Annotated in this window: 15 protein-coding genes and 1 tRNA gene; 9 read left to right on the forward strand and 7 right to left on the reverse strand. The window is 74.4% G+C overall.

The genetic code is table 11. From position 1 onward, the window contains the following. Nucleotides 1-60: 60 nt before the first annotated feature. The 3 genes from ABT296_RS08055 to ABT296_RS08065 all read right to left on the reverse strand — a co-directional run bounded on the left by ABT296_RS08055 (nucleotide 61) and on the right by ABT296_RS08065 (nucleotide 3,746). Nucleotides 61-1,533, reverse strand: coding sequence for a glycoside hydrolase family 18 protein (locus ABT296_RS08055; RefSeq protein WP_351924476.1), 1,473 nt, complete (start codon nucleotides 1,531-1,533; stop codon nucleotides 61-63). A gap of 108 nt (nucleotides 1,534-1,641) precedes the next feature. After that, nucleotides 1,642-3,039, reverse strand: a complete 1,398-nt coding sequence (locus tag ABT296_RS08060; RefSeq protein WP_351924478.1) for a HAMP domain-containing sensor histidine kinase — start codon at nucleotides 3,037-3,039, stop codon at nucleotides 1,642-1,644. Then, nucleotides 3,036-3,746: a response regulator transcription factor gene (locus tag ABT296_RS08065; RefSeq protein ID WP_351924480.1), complete on the reverse strand. Its 711-nt coding sequence runs from the start codon at nucleotides 3,744-3,746 to the stop codon at nucleotides 3,036-3,038. Before ABT296_RS08065 ends, ABT296_RS08060 begins: the two co-directional genes overlap by 4 nt. Before the next feature lie 110 nt (nucleotides 3,747-3,856). Here ABT296_RS08065 and ABT296_RS08070 point away from each other — a divergent pair, with 110 nt between their 5' ends. Next, on the forward strand, nucleotides 3,857-4,375 hold the full coding sequence (locus tag ABT296_RS08070; RefSeq protein ID WP_351924482.1) for a hypothetical protein: 519 nt from the start codon (nucleotides 3,857-3,859) through the stop codon (nucleotides 4,373-4,375). 57 nt (nucleotides 4,376-4,432) lie between these two features. Here ABT296_RS08070 and ABT296_RS08075 read toward each other — a convergent pair whose 3' ends face one another. Continuing rightward, nucleotides 4,433-5,302: a spermidine synthase gene (locus tag ABT296_RS08075; RefSeq protein WP_351924484.1), complete on the reverse strand. Its 870-nt coding sequence runs from the start codon at nucleotides 5,300-5,302 to the stop codon at nucleotides 4,433-4,435. Between the two features lie 81 nt (nucleotides 5,303-5,383). After that, the gene (locus ABT296_RS08080; protein WP_351924486.1) at nucleotides 5,384-5,836 is read right to left on the reverse strand and encodes a hypothetical protein; all 453 of its coding nucleotides are present in this window, start codon (nucleotides 5,834-5,836) and stop codon (nucleotides 5,384-5,386) included. A gap of 282 nt (nucleotides 5,837-6,118) precedes the next feature. Between ABT296_RS08080 and ABT296_RS08085 the strand changes: the two genes are divergently transcribed. Then, nucleotides 6,119-7,561: an NsdA family TPR-like regulatory protein gene (locus ABT296_RS08085; RefSeq protein WP_351924488.1), complete on the forward strand. Its 1,443-nt coding sequence runs from the start codon at nucleotides 6,119-6,121 to the stop codon at nucleotides 7,559-7,561. An 18-nt stretch (nucleotides 7,562-7,579) separates the two neighbouring features. Here ABT296_RS08085 and ABT296_RS08090 read toward each other — a convergent pair whose 3' ends face one another. Beyond that, the gene (locus tag ABT296_RS08090) at nucleotides 7,580-8,176 is read right to left on the reverse strand and encodes a histidine phosphatase family protein (protein WP_351924490.1); all 597 of its coding nucleotides are present in this window, start codon (nucleotides 8,174-8,176) and stop codon (nucleotides 7,580-7,582) included. 190 nt (nucleotides 8,177-8,366) lie between these two features. Here ABT296_RS08090 and ABT296_RS08095 point away from each other — a divergent pair, with 190 nt between their 5' ends. From ABT296_RS08095 to ABT296_RS08125, 7 genes are all read left to right on the forward strand, one after another. Further along, on the forward strand, nucleotides 8,367-9,344 hold the full coding sequence (locus ABT296_RS08095; RefSeq protein WP_351924492.1) for a phosphatase PAP2 family protein: 978 nt from the start codon (nucleotides 8,367-8,369) through the stop codon (nucleotides 9,342-9,344). Then, complete coding sequence (locus ABT296_RS08100) at nucleotides 9,295-10,446, forward strand: hypothetical protein (RefSeq protein WP_351924494.1); 1,152 nt, start codon at nucleotides 9,295-9,297, stop codon at nucleotides 10,444-10,446. The genes ABT296_RS08095 and ABT296_RS08100 overlap by 50 nt, the downstream gene beginning before the upstream one ends. Next, nucleotides 10,437-12,023, forward strand: a complete 1,587-nt coding sequence (locus tag ABT296_RS08105) for an amino acid adenylation domain-containing protein (RefSeq protein WP_351924496.1) — start codon at nucleotides 10,437-10,439, stop codon at nucleotides 12,021-12,023. Before ABT296_RS08100 ends, ABT296_RS08105 begins: the two co-directional genes overlap by 10 nt. Further along, nucleotides 12,020-13,366 (forward strand): AAA domain-containing protein, encoded by a 1,347-nt coding sequence (locus ABT296_RS08110; protein WP_351924498.1) that lies wholly within the window; start codon nucleotides 12,020-12,022, stop codon nucleotides 13,364-13,366. Before ABT296_RS08105 ends, ABT296_RS08110 begins: the two co-directional genes overlap by 4 nt. Nucleotides 13,367-13,604: 238 nt before the next feature. After that, nucleotides 13,605-13,973, forward strand: coding sequence for a DUF8844 domain-containing protein (locus tag ABT296_RS08115; protein WP_351924500.1), 369 nt, complete (start codon nucleotides 13,605-13,607; stop codon nucleotides 13,971-13,973). A gap of 121 nt (nucleotides 13,974-14,094) precedes the next feature. Continuing rightward, entirely contained in the window at nucleotides 14,095-14,676 is a 582-nt protein-coding gene (locus ABT296_RS08120; protein ID WP_351924502.1) for a bifunctional DNA primase/polymerase, read from the forward strand. Then, nucleotides 14,667-14,740, forward strand: a tRNA-Lys gene (locus tag ABT296_RS08125). Before ABT296_RS08120 ends, ABT296_RS08125 begins: the two co-directional genes overlap by 10 nt. A 251-nt stretch (nucleotides 14,741-14,991) precedes the next feature. On the opposite strand, the gene ABT296_RS08130 is transcribed toward ABT296_RS08125, so the two are convergent. Then, nucleotides 14,992-16,338, reverse strand: coding sequence for a M6 family metalloprotease domain-containing protein (locus tag ABT296_RS08130; RefSeq protein WP_351924504.1), 1,347 nt, complete (start codon nucleotides 16,336-16,338; stop codon nucleotides 14,992-14,994). Between the last annotated feature and the right edge of the window lie 53 nt (nucleotides 16,339-16,391).

Below are 16,391 nucleotides of genomic sequence, written 5' to 3' on the forward strand. Positions count from 1 at the left end.
GTTCTTACGTGCACGCCCCGGCCGGACGGGGGGAAGACCGGCCGGGGCGCCCCCCGTGGGTCAGTTGTAGGCCGCGAAGGCCTTGGCGAAGGCGTTCTTGTCCTGGTCTACGGAGCTGCAGGTGGCGTCGGCCGCGGGCTTGGGGCCGCCGGGGCAGGCCTTGTCGCGGGTCGCCGACCACATCGAGAGCCAGCCGATCCCCCTGGACTCGGCGAAGTCCACCAACTGGGTGGCGTCCTCGACCTTGAAGACCTCGGTGACGACGTCGTTGACGCCGATCATCGGGGTGATCGCGACGGTCTTCCAGGCGGCGCTGTCGGACAGCCCGAGGACGCCCTTGAGCTGGGCCTGGGTGGCGGTGGCGGCCTGCTCGGCGTAGGTGCCCATGTCGCCGCTGTACGCCGGGCCGTAGTCCATCGCCATGATGTTGACGGCGTCGATGTCCACGCCGTTCCTCCTCGCGTCGGCGAGCAGGTCCACGCCGGGCTGGGTCAGGCCCTCGGGCATCACCGGGAGGGTGAAGGAGACGTCCAGGCCGGGGTGGTTCTTCTGGAGCTGGGCGATGGCCTGGCTGCGGCGGGTGTTGGCCGCGGCGTCGGGCAGCGCGCCGCCCTCGACGTCGAAGTCGACCTTGGTGAGGTCGTAGGCGGCGACGACCTTCTCGTACGCGGCGGCCAGGGCGCCCGCGGAGGAGCAGGTGGTGGCGAGTTCGCTGCCGGCCGCGCCGCCGAAGGAGACCCGTACGTCGCCGCCCTCGGCGCGCAGTGCGCCGATCTGCGCGGCGACCGCGTCGCTCGCCAGGTCGCTCACGCCGCCCCACTTGGGCGTGCAGCCTCCGCCGTCGGTGACGAAGGCCAGGTTGTAGTTCTTCACGCCGGTGGCCTCGGCGGTGGCGACCAGGTCGAAGGCCGGGTAGAGCGAGGTGTCGACGTAGGGGGCGAAGCCCGCGTTCGTCGTGGTGCCGTTGCCCGGGGTCCGGGTGGGCTGCGCCGTGGGCGTGGCGCTCTGCGTCGCGGTGGGGGTGGGGGTCGAGGTGGCGGTGGGCGTGCCGGTGGGGGTCGGCGTGGCCGTCTCGGTCGGGCGGCCGGTGGGGTCGGGGGTCGCGCCGGTGTCGGCGGAACACTTGACACCGTCGATCACACAGGCGGTCGGGTCGCCGGTGCCGTTGACGACGAAGCCGACCGTGACCGACTCCCCGGCCGCCAGGCCGTCCTTGTCCCAGGCGGCGGGCTTCACGGTGACCCGCGAGCCGCTGACGGCGGACTCGGCGTTCCACAGTGAGCCGAGCTTCGACCCCGCCGGCAGGTCGAAGCTCAGAGTCCAGTCCGCCTTCGCCGTACCGGTGTCGTTGGTGACGACGTACTGCGCGGTGTACCCCGTCGACCAGTCGCTGGTCCTCGTGTAGGCGGCGCCCACCCCGGCGGCCTGGGCGGTGCCCGCGAGGAAGACGGCGCCGCCACCGACCACGGCCGCGGCGACCAGTCCGCCGATCGCCTTGTTCCTGCCGCTGACCTTGCGCCGGTGGATCGTCATCGCCTGCCTGCCTTCACTGCTCACGGAGAGGGGTGCGGCAGCACGCTAGCGATGCCGAATCGGGCAAAAGGCCTGATCGGGACGGTGGTTGAAGATCTTAGGGCGCGCTTAAGGAAGGGATCGGGGACGGTTAAAGGTCGAGACCAGCCGACCGCTCCGGCGTCTTCGCACCCGGTGCCCCCGGCGCTCGGGCGCCCGCCCGTCCAGCTGGATCCAGATCCGCACCTCGGTCCCGCCGAGCACGGACGACCCGATCCGTACGTCGCCGCCGGTGGACTCCGCGAGCCGGCGCACGATGTCCAGCCCGAGGCCGGTGGAGCCGGCGCTGCCGGAGCCGCGTCCGCGGGCCATCGCCGCCTGGGGGTCGGGTATGCCGGGGCCGGCGTCGGAAACGAGCACGATCACCGCGTCCTCGCCGTTGTGCACGTCGACGGCGAAGGCCGTGCGCTCGGGGGTGTGCCGGAAGACGTTGCCGAGCAGGGCGTCCAGCGCGGCGGCGAGGTCGGCGCGGGCCACGGGGATGCGCACCGGCCGGTCGACGCCGGCCACGCGCACCTTGCGGCCCTCGTCCTCGGCCAGCGCCGACCAGAACGCCATCCGCTCGCGGACCACCTCGGACGCGTCGCACCCGGCGCCCGGACCGGCCGCCACCGTCTGCGGCTTGGCCTCCCGGGCGGTGCGGATGATGGTGTCGACCTCCCGCTCCAGCTGGGCCACGGCGGCCCGGGTCTGCTCGGCGGCCGGCCCGTCGCCGAGGGAGGCGGCGTTCAGCCGCAGCACGGTCAGCGGGGTGCGCAGCCGGTGCGACAGATCGGCCGCCAGCTCCCGTTCGTTGGCGAGCAGTTGGACGACCTGGTCGGCCATGGAGTTGAACGCGGCGGCGGCCAGCCGCAGTTCGTTCGGCCCCTCCTCCGGCACCCGGGCGCCCAGCTTGCCCTCCCCCAGTTCGTGCGCCCCCTCGACCAGGCGCTGGGCGGGCTGCACCATCCGTACGCCGAGCCGGTCGGCGACCGCGACCGAGCCGACGATCAGCGCGGCACCTACGGCGGCGAGGACCGCCCAGGCCGTGGAGACCCCGTTGCTGACCTCGGCCTCGGGGACGTGGACCTCGACGACGGCGATCTTCCCGGAGCTGAGCGCCACGGGCTGGAGCAGGGTGGATCCGCCGGGCACCTCGCTGGTGGAGGCGCGGCCGAGCCGCCGCACGGTGGCGATGTCCTCGCGGGCCGCGCGCTGCCGGCCGATGTCGACGGCCGGGGAGCCGTCGGCGGCGGGGATGTGCACGGCCATCCCCGACTCGGCGCCGGCCGAGGCCACGACCCGTTCGAGCTGGTCGCGGTCGGTGGTGATGGAGAGCGCGGGGGCGACCGCGGCGGCCTCCCGCTCGGCGTTGGAGAAGGCGCGGTCGCGGGCCATCTCCTTGATGACGAGTCCGAGCGGTACCGCGAAGGCGAGCACGACCATGGTGGTGACCGCGAGCGAGACCTTGACCAGCGCCCATCTCATCGTGGCGGCCCTCCGTACGCACCGGGCGGCTCCAGCTTCACGCCGACCCCGCGCAGGGTGTGCAGATAGCGCGGACTGGCGGCGGTCTCGCCGAGTTTGCGGCGCAGCCAGGACAGGTGGACGTCGATGGTCTGGTCGTCGCCGTAGGACTGCTGCCACACCTCGGCGAGCAGTTCCTTGCGCGGGACGACCACGCCCGGCCGGCCGGCCAGGAAGGCGAGGAGGTCGAACTCACGGCGGGTCAGGTCCAGCCGTACGCCGTCCAGTTCGGCCTGGCGGCGCAGCGGGTCGACGGTGAGGCCGCCGACGCGGAGCACCGAGGAGGGGGCGGCCTCGGCGCCGGCCGAGCGGGCCCGGCGCAGCACGGCGGCCATCCGGGCGGAGAGGTGCTCGACGGAAAACGGCTTGGTGAGGTAGTCGTCCGCGCCGGCGTTGAGCAGCCGGACGATCTCGGTCTCGTCGTCGCGGGCGGTGGCGATGATGACCGGGACGTCGGTGATCCCGCGCAGCATCTTCAGGGCCTCGGACCCGTCGAGATCGGGCAGGCCGAGGTCCAGGACGACCACGTCGAAACGGAAATGGGCGACCTCGCGCAGCGCCTCCAGGGCCGTGCCGACGCTGCGCACGGTGTGCGCGGCCTCGGTCAGATGCCGGATGAGGGCGGAGCGCACGAACTGGTCGTCCTCGACCACGAGCACACTTGCCATGCGCCGCACCGTACGCCATGCGGGCGAACCCCATCGCGGCCTGTGGACAACTGCGGCGCTGTGGACACCGGGGCGACACCCGTGGGACGGGTGAGGCAGTATGGCCCGCGATGCGCAGAGGACTCGTACACGTACTGGCTTGGTCGCTCGCCACGGGCGCGGCGGTCACGCTGTCGTGGTGGGGTGTCCACACGGTGATGGCGGGCACCGCCTACGACCCGCCGCGCGCCCTGCCCATCGCGGCGGCGGACGCGACGACGCAGGAGTCGAAACCGCTGGCCTCCGCCACGCGCTCGCCGTCCCCGTCCGCCTCGGCGCCCTCGAAGAGCCCCACGCCGAAGCCCTCGGCCACACCCCGGCCCTCCGGGACGCCCACCGCGTCCCCGGACCCCTCGCCCACGGCGTCGGGCCGGATCAAGGGGTACGACACCGACGGCGGCCGGGTGGTCTTCGACCTCGCCGACACGTACGCGACGCTGGTGTCGGCGACGCCGGGCACGGGCTGGTCGATGCAGGTGTGGAAGACGGAGTCGTGGATCCGGGTGGAGTTCGCGCGGGGCGCGGAGCGGGTGTCGGTCTTCTGCACCTGGCACGACAGCGCGCCCCGGGTGGAGATCGGGACCTACTGAGGCTCGGCGGGCCCAGGGCCGGTCGTCGGATTCCGGTCCGCGCCGCGACGGCGGGCCCTAGCGGAAGACCGATGCCGGGGGTGCCGGGGAGGCGACCGCGACCGCGTCGGTGACCGGGGTCGCGCCGCCGGTGAAGTCGGTGAGGGCCCTGCCGTGTTCGACGCGGCCGGGGTGCGGGTCCGAGGCGGCCCTGCGGGTCAGTTCGGCGACCGGGAGCGGTTGGTCGGCGGCGACCAGGACGGCGTTGCCGAAGCGCTTGCCGCGCAGCACGGTGGGGTCGGCGACCAGGGCGAGTTCGGTGAAGCGGGCGGCGGCGGTGGCGATCTGGCCGCGCAGGTGGGCCAGGGGCGGGCCGTCGGCGAGGTTGGCGGCGTACCAGCCGCCGGGGCGCAGGGCGCGGCGCACCTCGTCGAGGAACTCGGTGGAGGTCAGGTGGGCGGGGGTGCGGGCCCCGCTGAAGACGTCGGCGACGATCAGGTCGGCCCATCCGTCGGGCACCTTGGCGAGTCCTTCGCGGGCGTCCGTGGACCGCACCCGGATCCGGGCGTTGCGGTCCGGCGGCAGCTCGCGGCGGACCAGTTGGACGAGCGCCGCGTCCCGCTCGACGACCTGCTGGGTGGAGCGGGGCCGGGTGGCGGCGACGTACCGGGCGAGGGTGAGGGCGCCGCCGCCGAGGTGGACGGCGTGCACGGGCTTGCCGGGCGGGGCGACGAGGTCGATGACGTGGCCGAGGCGGCGCTGGTACTCGAAGGACAGGAAGGTCGGGTCGTCCAGGTCGACGTGCGACTGCGGTGCCCCGTCGATGAGCAGGGTCCAGGCGCGCGCCCGGTCCCGGTCGGGTATCAGCTCGGCGAGCCCTCCGTCGACGGTCTCGACGATCGCGTCGGCGGCCGGCTCCTGGCGCCGCGGGTTTCTGGACTTGCCCATCCGGCCATTATGCGGAGGCGTCCGTGATCACGCAGTGCGCCCCCGTGCGGTCCGCGGGCCCGCCGGGCCGCGCGCCCCCGGTCACCGGCAGTTGTCGGCCGCCTCGATCAGCCGTGCCGCCTCCCCGAGCGCCGCCCGCAGCACCGCCGGATCCGTCGCGAGGTCCGCCTCCCCGGGCGGCAGCAGCCAGTCGGACCCCTCCGGCGGCGGCTCGGGCACGAGGCTCAGGCCCCGTCCGTCGGTCTCGGTGCAGGTGCTGCCCGGCATGTCCCAGCCCGCGGCGGTGCCGGGCGGCACCACGAACCCGAGCGTGTCGCAGCCGTCGTCGTGGAGCACCGGCCCCACCGCGTCCCCCGCCCCCCGGCGCAGGATGTCGACCGCCTCCAAACCCTGCCGGGCGGGCACCGTCACCAGGTCGCACGCCGCCGAGGTGCAAGGCGGCGGACCGCACTCCTGGTTCGGCGGATGCCCGGCCGTCGTCGCCGACGTACACGGGTCGACGTTCTGCCTGGTCTCCATCCCGGCCTCCACCACGCAGCCCTCCTCGGAAACGAGCGGCTCGGGAGGCGGGCGACCCCCGGTCCACGCGGTTCAACGTGCCCGCGTGTCAACGGAAACGGCGCAAGTCCGCCGCAAAGGATGGCAGTTCATGGCAGATGTTGGATGAGATATCCGGTTTGTAGCCAAACACCGCATGGCGGGTCCTGGACAGCGGGTACGTTCATGCCCGCCGGACACCCGGGGGACGAAGCGAACAAATGGTTCAACTCGCCACCGGTCCGGCGTGGTTCGACGGTTCGCACGAGAGGACCGGCCATGACGTCGTCAGAGCTGAACGCGTCCCAGCCCCCCAGACCACCCCGGCCGAATCTCGCGTTCAGGCGGTTGCGCGGACAGCGCTCGCCGGCCGAGTTCGCCGCGGCGGTACGCCGGGCCGCCCGCGAGATCGGGGAGCGGGTCAGCTGTGACGCTCGTTACGTCGGCCGGGTCGAGGCGGGCGAGATCCGCTGCCCCAACTACGCGTACGAACGGGTGTTCCTGCACATGTTCCCCGGCCGCACCCTCACCGACCTCGGCTTCGCGCCCCGCGCCGCCGTCCGCGGACGCCGGGTGCGCGCCGACGACGACCCGTCCGACGCCTCGGACGCCGTTCCCGTGGCTGTCACGGGTGAGGCACAAGGGGCGTACGAGCCGTATGAAACGCAGGACCCGTACGACACGCACGAGAGACCCGAGGAGAGCGACGTGCTGCGTCGCGCATTCATGACCGGCGGCGGTGCCACGGTGGCCGCCGTCACGCTGAGCCCGCTCGGGCTCACCATCGACGCCACGGCCGCGGAACCTCCCTCCCGGCGCGTCGGGACCGGCGAGGTGGAGGTGCTGGAGGAGGCGGTCCGCAGGATCCGGCTGCTGGACGACCGGCACGGGGCGGACGGTCTGTACCGGCGCGCGGCGGCCCCGCTGCGCGCCGCCTACGCCCTGCTGGACGCCGGCACCACCCGCCACCGGGTCGCGGAACGGCTCCACTCGGGCGCCGGCGAGCTGGCCATCTCGGTGGGCTGGCTCGCGCACGACTCGGGACGCTTCGACGACGCCCGCTCCCACTACGCGGAGGCGCTGGCGACGGCCCGGATGGCCGGGGACCCCGCGCTGGAGGCGCACGCCTTCTGCAACACCTCCTTCCTCGCCCGGGACGCCGGCCGCCCGCGCGAGGCGGTGCGCGCGGCGCAGGCCGCCCAGCGCGCCGCGCACCCGCTCGGCTCCCCCCGGCTGATGTCCCTGCTCGCGCTGCGCGAGGCGGGCGGCTGGGCGGGGCTCGCCGACCGCACGGGCTGCGCCCAGGCCCTCGCCCGCGCCCAGGCTCTCTTCGCCCGCGGCACCTGCGACGCGGACCCCGAGTGGATGAGCTTCTACGGCGAGGCCGAACTGGAGGGCCTGGAGGCACAGGTCTGGTCGACGCTCGGCGACTGGCGCCGGGCGGCCCGGCACGCGGGGCGGGCGGCGCAGCTCCAGGACCCGCACTTCACCCGCAACATCGCCCTGTACACGGCGGAGCTGGCGGACGACCTCGCGCGCGGCGGTCACCCCGACGAGGCGGCGGCGGCCGGGATGCGGCTGCTGGACCTGCTCGACGAGGTCCAGTCCTCCCGGATCCAGACGATGCTCGCGGGCACGGCCCGGGTCCTGCTCCCGCACCGGCGTGCGGCGGGCGTGTCCTCGTTCCTGGAACGGCACGCGAGCCTGCCGCGCGCCGTGTGAGCCGTGCGCGCCGTGCGCTCAGCCGGCCAGATGCCCCAGGTCGTTCCAGCTCTCCAGCGCGGGCTCGCCGTAGGCCCAGCCCAGCACCGACAGTGACGTCGGGTTCAGGCGTACGCGGGCCCCGAACTCCAGCGGCAGGCCCAGCCAGCGGGCGCCGATGGAGCGCAGGATGTGCCCGTGGGCGAAGACCAGGACGTCCCGGTCGGCCGAGCGCGCCCAGGAGACCACCTCGTCGGCCCGCGCGGCGACGTCGGCCGGGCTCTCGCCCCCGGGGACACCGTCGCGCCAGATCAGCCAGCCGGGCCGCACCGCCTGTATCTCGGCCGGCGTCATGCCCTCGTAGGCGCCGTAGTGCCACTCCATCAGCGTGTCCCAGTGGTCCGCCCGCTCGCCGAAGCCGGCCAGTTCGCACGTCTCACGCGCGCGTGCCAGCGGACTGGTCCGCACCTCCGCCCCGGGCAGCCCGTCCAGCGGCGCCCGGTGCAGCCGCTCGCCGAGCAGCTTGGCGCCGCGGCGGCCCTCCTCCAGCAGCGGCACGTCGGTCCGCCCGGTGTGCTTGCCGGACAGTGACCACTCGGTCTGTCCGTGCCGGGCCAACAGAATGCGCGGTGCCATGGCGTCGCGTGCCTTTCCGTGAATATGCGGGGCGGAACCCGTCCATCATCCCGCACCCTGGGTAAGGGCAACCCGATGGGCGATCTCAGCGTCTATCAGGGCCGGGGGCGCCCGACGGGGGCGTGCGCGAGCACCGTAAGGTGGCGGGTCCGGGCGACCGGCGCCACGAGACGAAGGGGGAGGCGATCGGATGCCGCACGCCGAGAAACCGGCCATGGGGGCGGCATCACTGGGCCGTCCGCGCTGGTGGACCGAGCTGCCACTGATCGTGTTGGTGTACGCGTGCTACTCGGCGGGCCGGCTGCTGGCCCGCGGCGATGTCACCTCGGCCGTGGACCACGGCCTGGCGATCCTGCGCATCGAGAAGGTGCTGTACCTCAACGCCGAGCACCCGCTGAACCGTCTCTTCACCAGAGAGCCGTGGCTGGGTGTGCCGGCCGACTTCTGGTACGCCTCGCTGCACTACCTGGTCACCCCGGTGGTCCTCGTCTGGATCTTCCGGTCCCGCACCGTGCACTACCGGGCCGCCCGCACCTGGCTGATGACGTCCACGTTCATCGGCCTGATCGGCTTCACCCTGCTGCCCACCTGCCCGCCGCGGCTGCTCTCCCCGACCCACGGCTTCGTGGACACCATGGCGTACTACAGCTCGTACGGCTGGTGGGGCGGTGAGGCCAGCGCCCCCAAGGGCCTGGGCGGCCTGACCAACCAGTACGCGGCGATGCCGAGCCTGCACTGCGGCTGGGCCCTGTGGTGCGGCGTCATGCTGTGGAAGTACGGCGGGACGCGGCTGGCGAAGACGGCCGCCGTGATCTACCCGACCGTGACCGTGATCGTGGTCATGGGCACCGCGAACCACTACTTCCTGGACGCGGTGGCCGGCGCCGCCGTGATGGGCGCCGGGTTCCTGCTGACGCCGTACGTGCTGCGCTGCGCGGAGCGCGTCCGGGCCCGCTTCGAGGGCCGGGCGAGCCTGGTCGCGGCCCGCTCCGCACAGCCCGCCAAGGACACCTCTTCCGTCACCGGGGCCTCGATTGTCAGTGGCGGATGCCAGACTTCCGCGGGTGAGCGATTCCCACGGCAGCGCGAATCACGGTTCGAACCCGGAGCCGAACCGGGTGCCTCCCCCACGGACGCGGGGGACGGCGCTCCGGCGAAGGCTCGCTGAGCTGCGCGGCCCCGAGGTGGCGGCCAAGGCGCTGGACGCCCGCGCGCTGGCCGCCCTGGCCGCCAACCCCGGGTGCAGACGGCGCGCGATCCTGGACGGCGCCGGGGTGAACAAGGCGGTCCTGGCGACCGCGCTGGGCTCGCCGTCGGCCTTCGGGCAGTCGCAGTTCGCGCTCACCCGGGGCAACGCCTTCGAGGCGAAGGTGAAGGCGGACGGCGGCGCCGAACTGCTGCGCCTGGCGCACGAGAAGCTGGACCGCGCCGCCGAGCCGCCCGCCCGGGCGTCCCTGCCCGACCTGTCCGCCACCGGCCCCGAGGGCCGGGTGGCCCGTACGGCGCTGGCGCTGCGCGAGGCGAGCGGCGCCCCGGGCACCTGGACACTGCTGGACCACCCCCTGCTCGCGCTCGAGGTGGCCGGCTCGCCCGCCTTCCTGGAGCCGGACGCGGTGGTGGTGCACCCCGACGGCAGCTGGTCGGTGGTGGAGATCAAGTCGTTCCCGATGCTGGACGGCTCCGCGGACCCGGCGAAGGTCGGCGCCGCGGCCCGCCAGGCCGCGGTGTACGTGCTCGCGCTGGAACAGGTCGCCGCCCGCCTGGCCGAGGGACCGGAGGGCGGCCCGGCACCCCGGGTGCGCCACCGGATCCTGCTCGTCTGCCCCAAGGACTTCTCCAACCTGCCCACCGCCTCCGCCGTCGACGTCCGCAAGCAGCGCGCGGTGACCGCCCGCCAGCTGACCCGGCTCACCCGGATCGAGGAGATCGCCGACGCGCTGCCCGAGGGCACCTGCTTCGACCCCGGGCTGCCCACGGCCGAACTGACCGCGGCCGTGGAGTGCGTGCCGGCGACGTACGCGCCCGACTGCCTGTCCGCGTGCGAGCTGGCCTTCCACTGCCGGGACCGCTCGCGCACGGCCGGCGCGGTCACCACCCTCGGCCGCACGGCCCGCGCCGAACTGGGCGGGCTGAGCACGGTGGAGGACGTCCTGGCGGCCGCCCACGGCACCGCCGGGGACCCGGCCGACCCGGCGGTGGCCGCCCTGCGCAGAGCGGCGTACCTGCGGGCCGAGGCACTCGACGCCCGGGAGACGGTCCCGTGTCCCTGATCTCCACGCTCGCCCGGCTGGAGGCGATCAGCACCGGCCGCGCCCAGCCCTCGGCCACCGTCCGCCACCGTCGGCTCTCCGACCGCCCGCTGGTCTTCGTGCCGCTCACCACCGCCGGTGAGGCGGGAGCCCCGCTCGGCGCCCTGGTCGGCACCGACCGGGACGCGCCCCGGCTGCTGGTCGTGCCGCAGCCGCGCGACCGCGACCTGCGGTTCACGTTCCTCGCCGACCTCGCCGACACGGTCCTGCCGCACATCGAGTCGTACACCGAGGCGGTCGAGGCCGCCGAGCGCACCGACACCGACCCGGAGACCGGCAAGCGCGTCAAGGTCGAGGTCGACCTGTGCGCCGACGCGCCCCAGCTGATCGTGCCGAGCCGCGCCGGCCTGGACTTCGTCCGCCTCCTCGGCCGCTCCATGCGCTTTCGGCGTACGGCGGAGCAGGACCCGGAGACCCCCTACCCGGCGCCGCCCCGGGTGCCGCTGCTGGGCCGCTGGCTGACGCACTACGGCGAGCGGTCCCGGGTGCCCGGCTCCTCGCTGCTGCTGGCCATGACCGAGGTGCTGGCCCGGCACTGGGCGACGGGCCAGTCCGCCCTGGAGGACCAGCACCTGGGCGCGCTGCTGGCGTGGATCGACCCCCCGCCCGGCGGGACCGGCGCCGAGGCGGCGCTCCGCGCGGAGCTGGCCCGGGACGCACAAGGCCAGCTGGAGTGGCCGCCCGCCGGGCCGGCCACCGACCCCGCCTTCGACAACAGGCTGCTCGCCCCCGCCCTCGAACGCTACGACCGCGCCCGCACCGCGCTGGCCGCCGCGCAGGACGGCATGGAGGCGGACGACCGGCTGGGCATCCTCACGGCGGCCGAGCGGGAGATCCGCGAGCTGGTCGCGAGCCGCACCCGGCCCACCTGGGACGCGGTCTGGCGCGGCCTGGACCTGCTGCGGGAGCTGCCCGACGGCGCCCATGTCGAGGAGCGGTGGACCCGCGACCGCTGGTCGTTCACCGCGCACCGCGACCGGATCACGGCCGGCGAGCCGCCGCAGCCGCGCCGGGACGACGCGGTCACGGCCGCGAACAAGCTCGCCTCCCGCGAGCGGGAGCAGGCCCGGCTGGAGGCGCAGGAGGCCCTCGACGACCCGCTGGTGATGGCGGGGCGACGGCTGTCCGGAGAGGCGTTCGCCGGCGAGGTCACGGACGTGGTGATGACGTACAGCGAGGGCAAGCGGCCCAGCCCGCGCCCGCTGGTGACCGTCCGCACCGACGACCGGCCGCAGCTCGGCGAGCGGGTGAAGGTGTACCGCTCGCTGGGCGGCAAACCGCAGTCGGCGGAGCTGGTGGACGCCGACGGCGACCTGCTGACCCTGCGGGTGCTGGACAAGATGGGCCGCGGCAAGGAGCCGGAGAGGGGTTCCGTGCCGGAGAAGGGCGACCGGGTCTGCTACACGCTGTTCGAACACGAGCAGCGGGGCGGGGCGAAGCTGCCCGACCCGGAGCAGACCCCGTGGACGCACGGCGGACCGCCCGGGGAGGCCGTACCGGAGGCCGCCGACCGGCTCACCGAGGAGGACGTGCTGTGACACCCCTTGCGCCGACCGGGTTCGACCCGGGCGCGGAGGCGACGCGGGCCACCGACGCGATCCTCGCCGACACCCTGCACGGCACCCACCGCGGGGTGGTCGTCGACTCCCCGCCCGGCGCCGGGAAGTCCACCCTGGTGGTGCGGGCGGCCCTGGAGCTCGCCGGGGCGGGCCGCCCGCTGATGGTCGTGGCGCAGACCAACGCCCAGGTCGACGACCTGGTGCAGCGGCTCGCCGAGAAGGCCCCCGAGCTGCCGGTGGGCCGGCTGCACAGCAGCGACTCCGACCCGTACGACAAGGCGCTCGACGGTCTGGCGAACGTCCGCAAGTCCGCGAAGGCGGCGGACCTGACGGGCCTGCCGGTGACGATCTCCACCGCCGCGAAGTGGGCGCACGTGAAGGTCGACGAACCCTGGCGGCACGCGATCGTGGACGAGGCGTACCAGATGCGCTCGGACTCGCTGCTCGCCGTGGCCGGGCTGTTCGAACGGGCCCTGTTCGTGGGCGACCCGGGGCAGCTGGACCCGTTCGCGATCGTGGGCAGCGAGCAGTGGGCGGGGCTGTCGTACGACCCGTCGGCGTCGGCCGTGACCACCCTGCTCGCGCACAACCCCGAGCTGCCCCAGCACCGGCTGCCGGTGTCCTGGCGGCTTCCGGCGTCGGCGGCCCCGCTGGTCTCCGACGCGTTCTACCCGTTCACGCCCTTCCGCAGCGGCACGGACCACGGCGACCGCCGGCTCTCCTTCGCGGTCCCCTCCGACGGCTCCGGCCCCGACCGGGTGATCGACGAAGCGGCCGAGGCGGGCTGGGGCCTGCTGGAACTGCCCCCACGGCACACCCCGCGCACGGACCCGGAGGCGGTCCGCGCGGTGGCGGCGGTCGTACGGCGGCTGCTGGACCGGGGCGGTGCGGCCGTCTCGGAGCGCTCGCCGGACCCGGCGCCGCTCGCCGCCGACCGGATCGCCGTCGGCACCGCGCACCGCGACCAGGCCGCCGCGGTCCGGGCCGCGCTGGCGGAGCTGGGCGTCCGGGACGTCGTCGTCGACACGGCGAACCGTCTCCAGGGCCGGGAGTACGACGTCACGGTCGTCCTGCACCCGCTCTCCGGCCGCCCCGACGCCACCGCCTTCCACCTGGAGACGGGCCGCCTGTGCGTCCTGGCCTCCCGCCACCGGCACGCCTGCATCGTGGTCTGCCGGGCGGGCGTCACCGACCTCCTCGACGACTACCCGTCGACGGAACCTGTCCAGCTGGGCACGCTGGTCAAATTTCCCGACGGGTGGGAGGCGAACCACGCGGTCCTGGCCCGCCTCTGCGAACACCGCGTCCCCTGGCAGCCCTGACCCCGGCCCGCCGGACGGAGTCCGGCACGCCGCCGCAGGCGGCCGATGAACACAGCCCCGACGGGTGGGAGGCGAACCACGCGGTCCTGGCCCGCCTCTGCGAACACCGCGTCCCCTGGCAGCCGTGAGCGGTCGGGGCCGTGGCCTGGGGGTTCGAGGCCCCCTTGCGCGGGCGCGGGACAATGGACGGTGGCCCGCTGCACAGGGGGTCATTCACGACGTACGAGGAGGAGAAGACATGGCGGAGCCCACGCCGCGTCGGAACGAATCGCGGCTACGCCCCGCGCCCCTGCTCTTCGAGCCCACACAGGCGGCAGCCGACCCGGAGCACTTCTTCGACCTGGAGTCGATCGACGACCCCCGGGCGCTGCTCGCGCGGGCGACGGAGCTGACCGTGGCGTTCCGGGCGGCCGCCGACCGTGCCGTGGAGTTCCAGGCCATCGCGGCGGCCCAGCTCGCCGATCCGCGGCGCTTCGACCGGCTGACGACCGCGGACATCGCCGAACGTGCGGAGTGGACCGAGGACTACGCCGTGAAGATGGTCGAGTTCGGCCGCGACCTGCTGCGCGGCGCGGTCGAGGGCCGGGAGCACGTCGACCCCGTGTGAGCCGCTCCGGCATATGCCGGACGGGCAAGATCCGGGCAAGATACTCCCCGCCACCCGCTCCTGTCCTGATTTCCGGCAACCCAGAGCAGCGACTCCCTCACGGACGGTAGATCTTGGAGGCATGAGCAGCTGCCTCGACGCCGCGGGCGTCACCCCGGACGGAGCCGCCTGGCTGGCCTCGGCAGGAACGTATCCCCGCACCACGCTGGCGTTCTGGGAGGAGCGTCCCGACGCGCCCGTGGTGCTGCCCTGCGGATCGGTGTTCGACGTGGTCAGCGCGCCCGCGATGTTCGGGCGCCGGATGCTCGCCCGGCTCTGGGACGACGGTCCGGGCTCCGGCCCGGTGGCGGCGTTCCGGGGCCGGATGCTGCTGTTCGCCGCGCCGGGCACCGCCCAGCGGCTGCCCTCGTTGATGAGCTGGGAGGAGTGGGGCGCGCCCGGGCAGGACGGCACCCCGGCGGCGCCGCCGCTGCTGTGCCACGGCAACGGCGACGCGGTGACCGTGCCGGCCCCGGCCCGCATCGCCCCGGCCTCCGCCGGCGCGCGCTGGCTGGTCGCCCCGGACACCCGCCACCCGTGGCTGCCGGGGCCGGAGATCCTGCTCTGGGCGGCCGTCCGGGCGGCCCGGACCGCCGTGCGGATATCGATTTTTCCTCCCGCCGACCTGGATGCTAAGGTCTACGACGTCAGCAGGCGCCGCTAGCTCAGTTGGTTAGAGCAGCTGACTCTTAATCAGCGGGTCCGGGGTTCGAGTCCCTGGCGGCGCACGACAGTGAAGGCCCTCTCGGGAAACCGAGGGGGCCTTCGCCTTGCCGGCTACGGCTCCCCGGCGCCGCGGGAGCGGGCTGGGGGTCCGGGGGTCATCCCCCGGGAAATGCAGCATCAGCGGGTCCGGGGTTCGAGTCCCTGGCGGCGCACGACAACGAAGGCCCCCTCGGGAAACCGAGGGGGCCTTTCGCGTGCGTCCGTGGAGGGCACCTCCGTCTGCCGAGGGGCCCTCCGCATACCTCCACGCCCGCTACCGCGTAGCGATCCGTACGGTCCACGCGCCCGCTGCCGTGCGGCCCTCCACCTCCACCCGGACGCCGTCCCCCGGCACGGTGAAGCTCTCGCCGAGTGCCACCGGGGCGTCGGCGAGCGGTGGATAGACCGAGTCCTCCCAGCAGGCCTCCGTGTCCGGGTGGGCGTCGACGACCTCGACCGGGCCGCGGCCGGACTCGGCGCCGCTGCGGACGCGGTACACCAGCACGCCGTCCCGGCAGGCCCCCGCGTCGTTGCCGATCCGGCTGCGCACCTCGAAGGCGAGCGCGCTGTCCGCGCCGGTGCGCACCACCGCGAGCTTGGTGCCGCCGCCGAGCCCGAAGGAGGGCGCTCCGGCGGTGCCCGTGACCGGGGCGCCCGGGCCGGCGCCGAGCGGCTCCAGGGTGATCCGGGTGCCGTCGGGGTCCCGCACGCAGGTGACCTGGCGGGGTTCGAGCCAGCCGAGCTTCCACTTGTGCCAGCCGAACAGGTCCGGGGCGAGACCGAACTGGCTGCCCATCAGGTCCCAGTCGCCGACGTGGGTGTCCCAGTCGCCCTCGCCGTCGACCGGGCGGTGGTAGAGGTCGGGCAGGTCGAAGACATGGCCGGTCTCGTGGGCGAGGACCAGCCGGTCCGGCGGATGCTGCTCGAAGACGGTGACGACCCGCCGGATGTCGGTGCCGTCGGCGCGCAGCGGGGTGTCGAGGTTGACGACCTTGGTGGCGTCGGAGTCGACGCCGGGCGCGTCCGGGTCGGCGACGAAGTAGACGACGTCGTAGCGGGAGAAGTCCACCGTGCCGTCCGCGGCGGCGAGGGCGTCGCGCAGGTAGGCGCTGCGGTCGGCCGGGTCCCAGTCCCGCTGTATGGCGTAGGCGGTCGACGGCCGGGGCATCCGGATCCAGTCGTCGAGCGGGTCGGTGCGCAGGGTGAACCTGCCGTAGGAGGCGCGTTCGAAGTAGCGGGTGGTGGCCGGGAAGTGATCGGCCGTCAGCTCCTGGGGGCTGGTCAGCGGGACGGCGTCGGGGAAGGAGAGGAAGACCATCACCGCGTCGAGCGAGCGAGCGGGGCGCGGGTAGGCGGCGTTCCAGGTGTCCAGGCCCTCGGAGTGGTGGGCGTCGGTGCGCTTGAGGGCGCAGGGCGTCGAGGAGAAGGGCTCGGCGATGGAGGGGGCGGAGACCAGGGAGGTCGCGGCGAGCGCGGACAGCGTGGTGCACAGGGCCGCGCTGCTGCGCAGCCGGGGCCACTCCCGCAGCCGGTTCCCGAGGTCCCGGAACGTCGCACGGGTGAGTTCCCCGAGCGGGAGCTGACGCGGCACGTGGACCTCCGGGAGCGGTTCGCGGGACACCGCACCCAGCCTGTGTGAATTTGTCGTACAACGCCCTGTTTGTCTGCACCGGA

Source organism: Streptomyces sp. NPDC000983, assembly GCF_040299205.1.
Lineage (GTDB): Bacteria > Actinomycetota > Actinomycetes > Streptomycetales > Streptomycetaceae > Streptomyces.

Excerpts from the sequence above, each read along its gene's own strand:
- ABT296_RS08055 (WP_351924476.1), bottom strand. The coding sequence starts at position 1,533 with ATGACGATCCACCGGCGCAAGGTCAGCGGCAGGAACAAGGCGATCGGC.
- ABT296_RS08060 (WP_351924478.1), bottom strand. The coding sequence starts at position 3,039 with ATGAGATGGGCGCTGGTCAAGGTCTCGCTCGCGGTCACCACCATGGTC.
- ABT296_RS08065 (WP_351924480.1), bottom strand. The coding sequence starts at position 3,746 with ATGGCAAGTGTGCTCGTGGTCGAGGACGACCAGTTCGTGCGCTCCGCC.
- ABT296_RS08070 (WP_351924482.1), top strand. The coding sequence starts at position 3,857 with ATGCGCAGAGGACTCGTACACGTACTGGCTTGGTCGCTCGCCACGGGC.
- ABT296_RS08075 (WP_351924484.1), bottom strand. The coding sequence starts at position 5,302 with ATGGGCAAGTCCAGAAACCCGCGGCGCCAGGAGCCGGCCGCCGACGCG.
- ABT296_RS08085 (WP_351924488.1), top strand. The coding sequence starts at position 6,119 with ATGACGTCGTCAGAGCTGAACGCGTCCCAGCCCCCCAGACCACCCCGG.
- ABT296_RS08090 (WP_351924490.1), bottom strand. The coding sequence starts at position 8,176 with ATGGCACCGCGCATTCTGTTGGCCCGGCACGGACAGACCGAGTGGTCA.
- ABT296_RS08095 (WP_351924492.1), top strand. The coding sequence starts at position 8,367 with ATGCCGCACGCCGAGAAACCGGCCATGGGGGCGGCATCACTGGGCCGT.
- ABT296_RS08115 (WP_351924500.1), top strand. The coding sequence starts at position 13,605 with ATGGCGGAGCCCACGCCGCGTCGGAACGAATCGCGGCTACGCCCCGCG.
- ABT296_RS08120 (WP_351924502.1), top strand. The coding sequence starts at position 14,095 with ATGAGCAGCTGCCTCGACGCCGCGGGCGTCACCCCGGACGGAGCCGCC.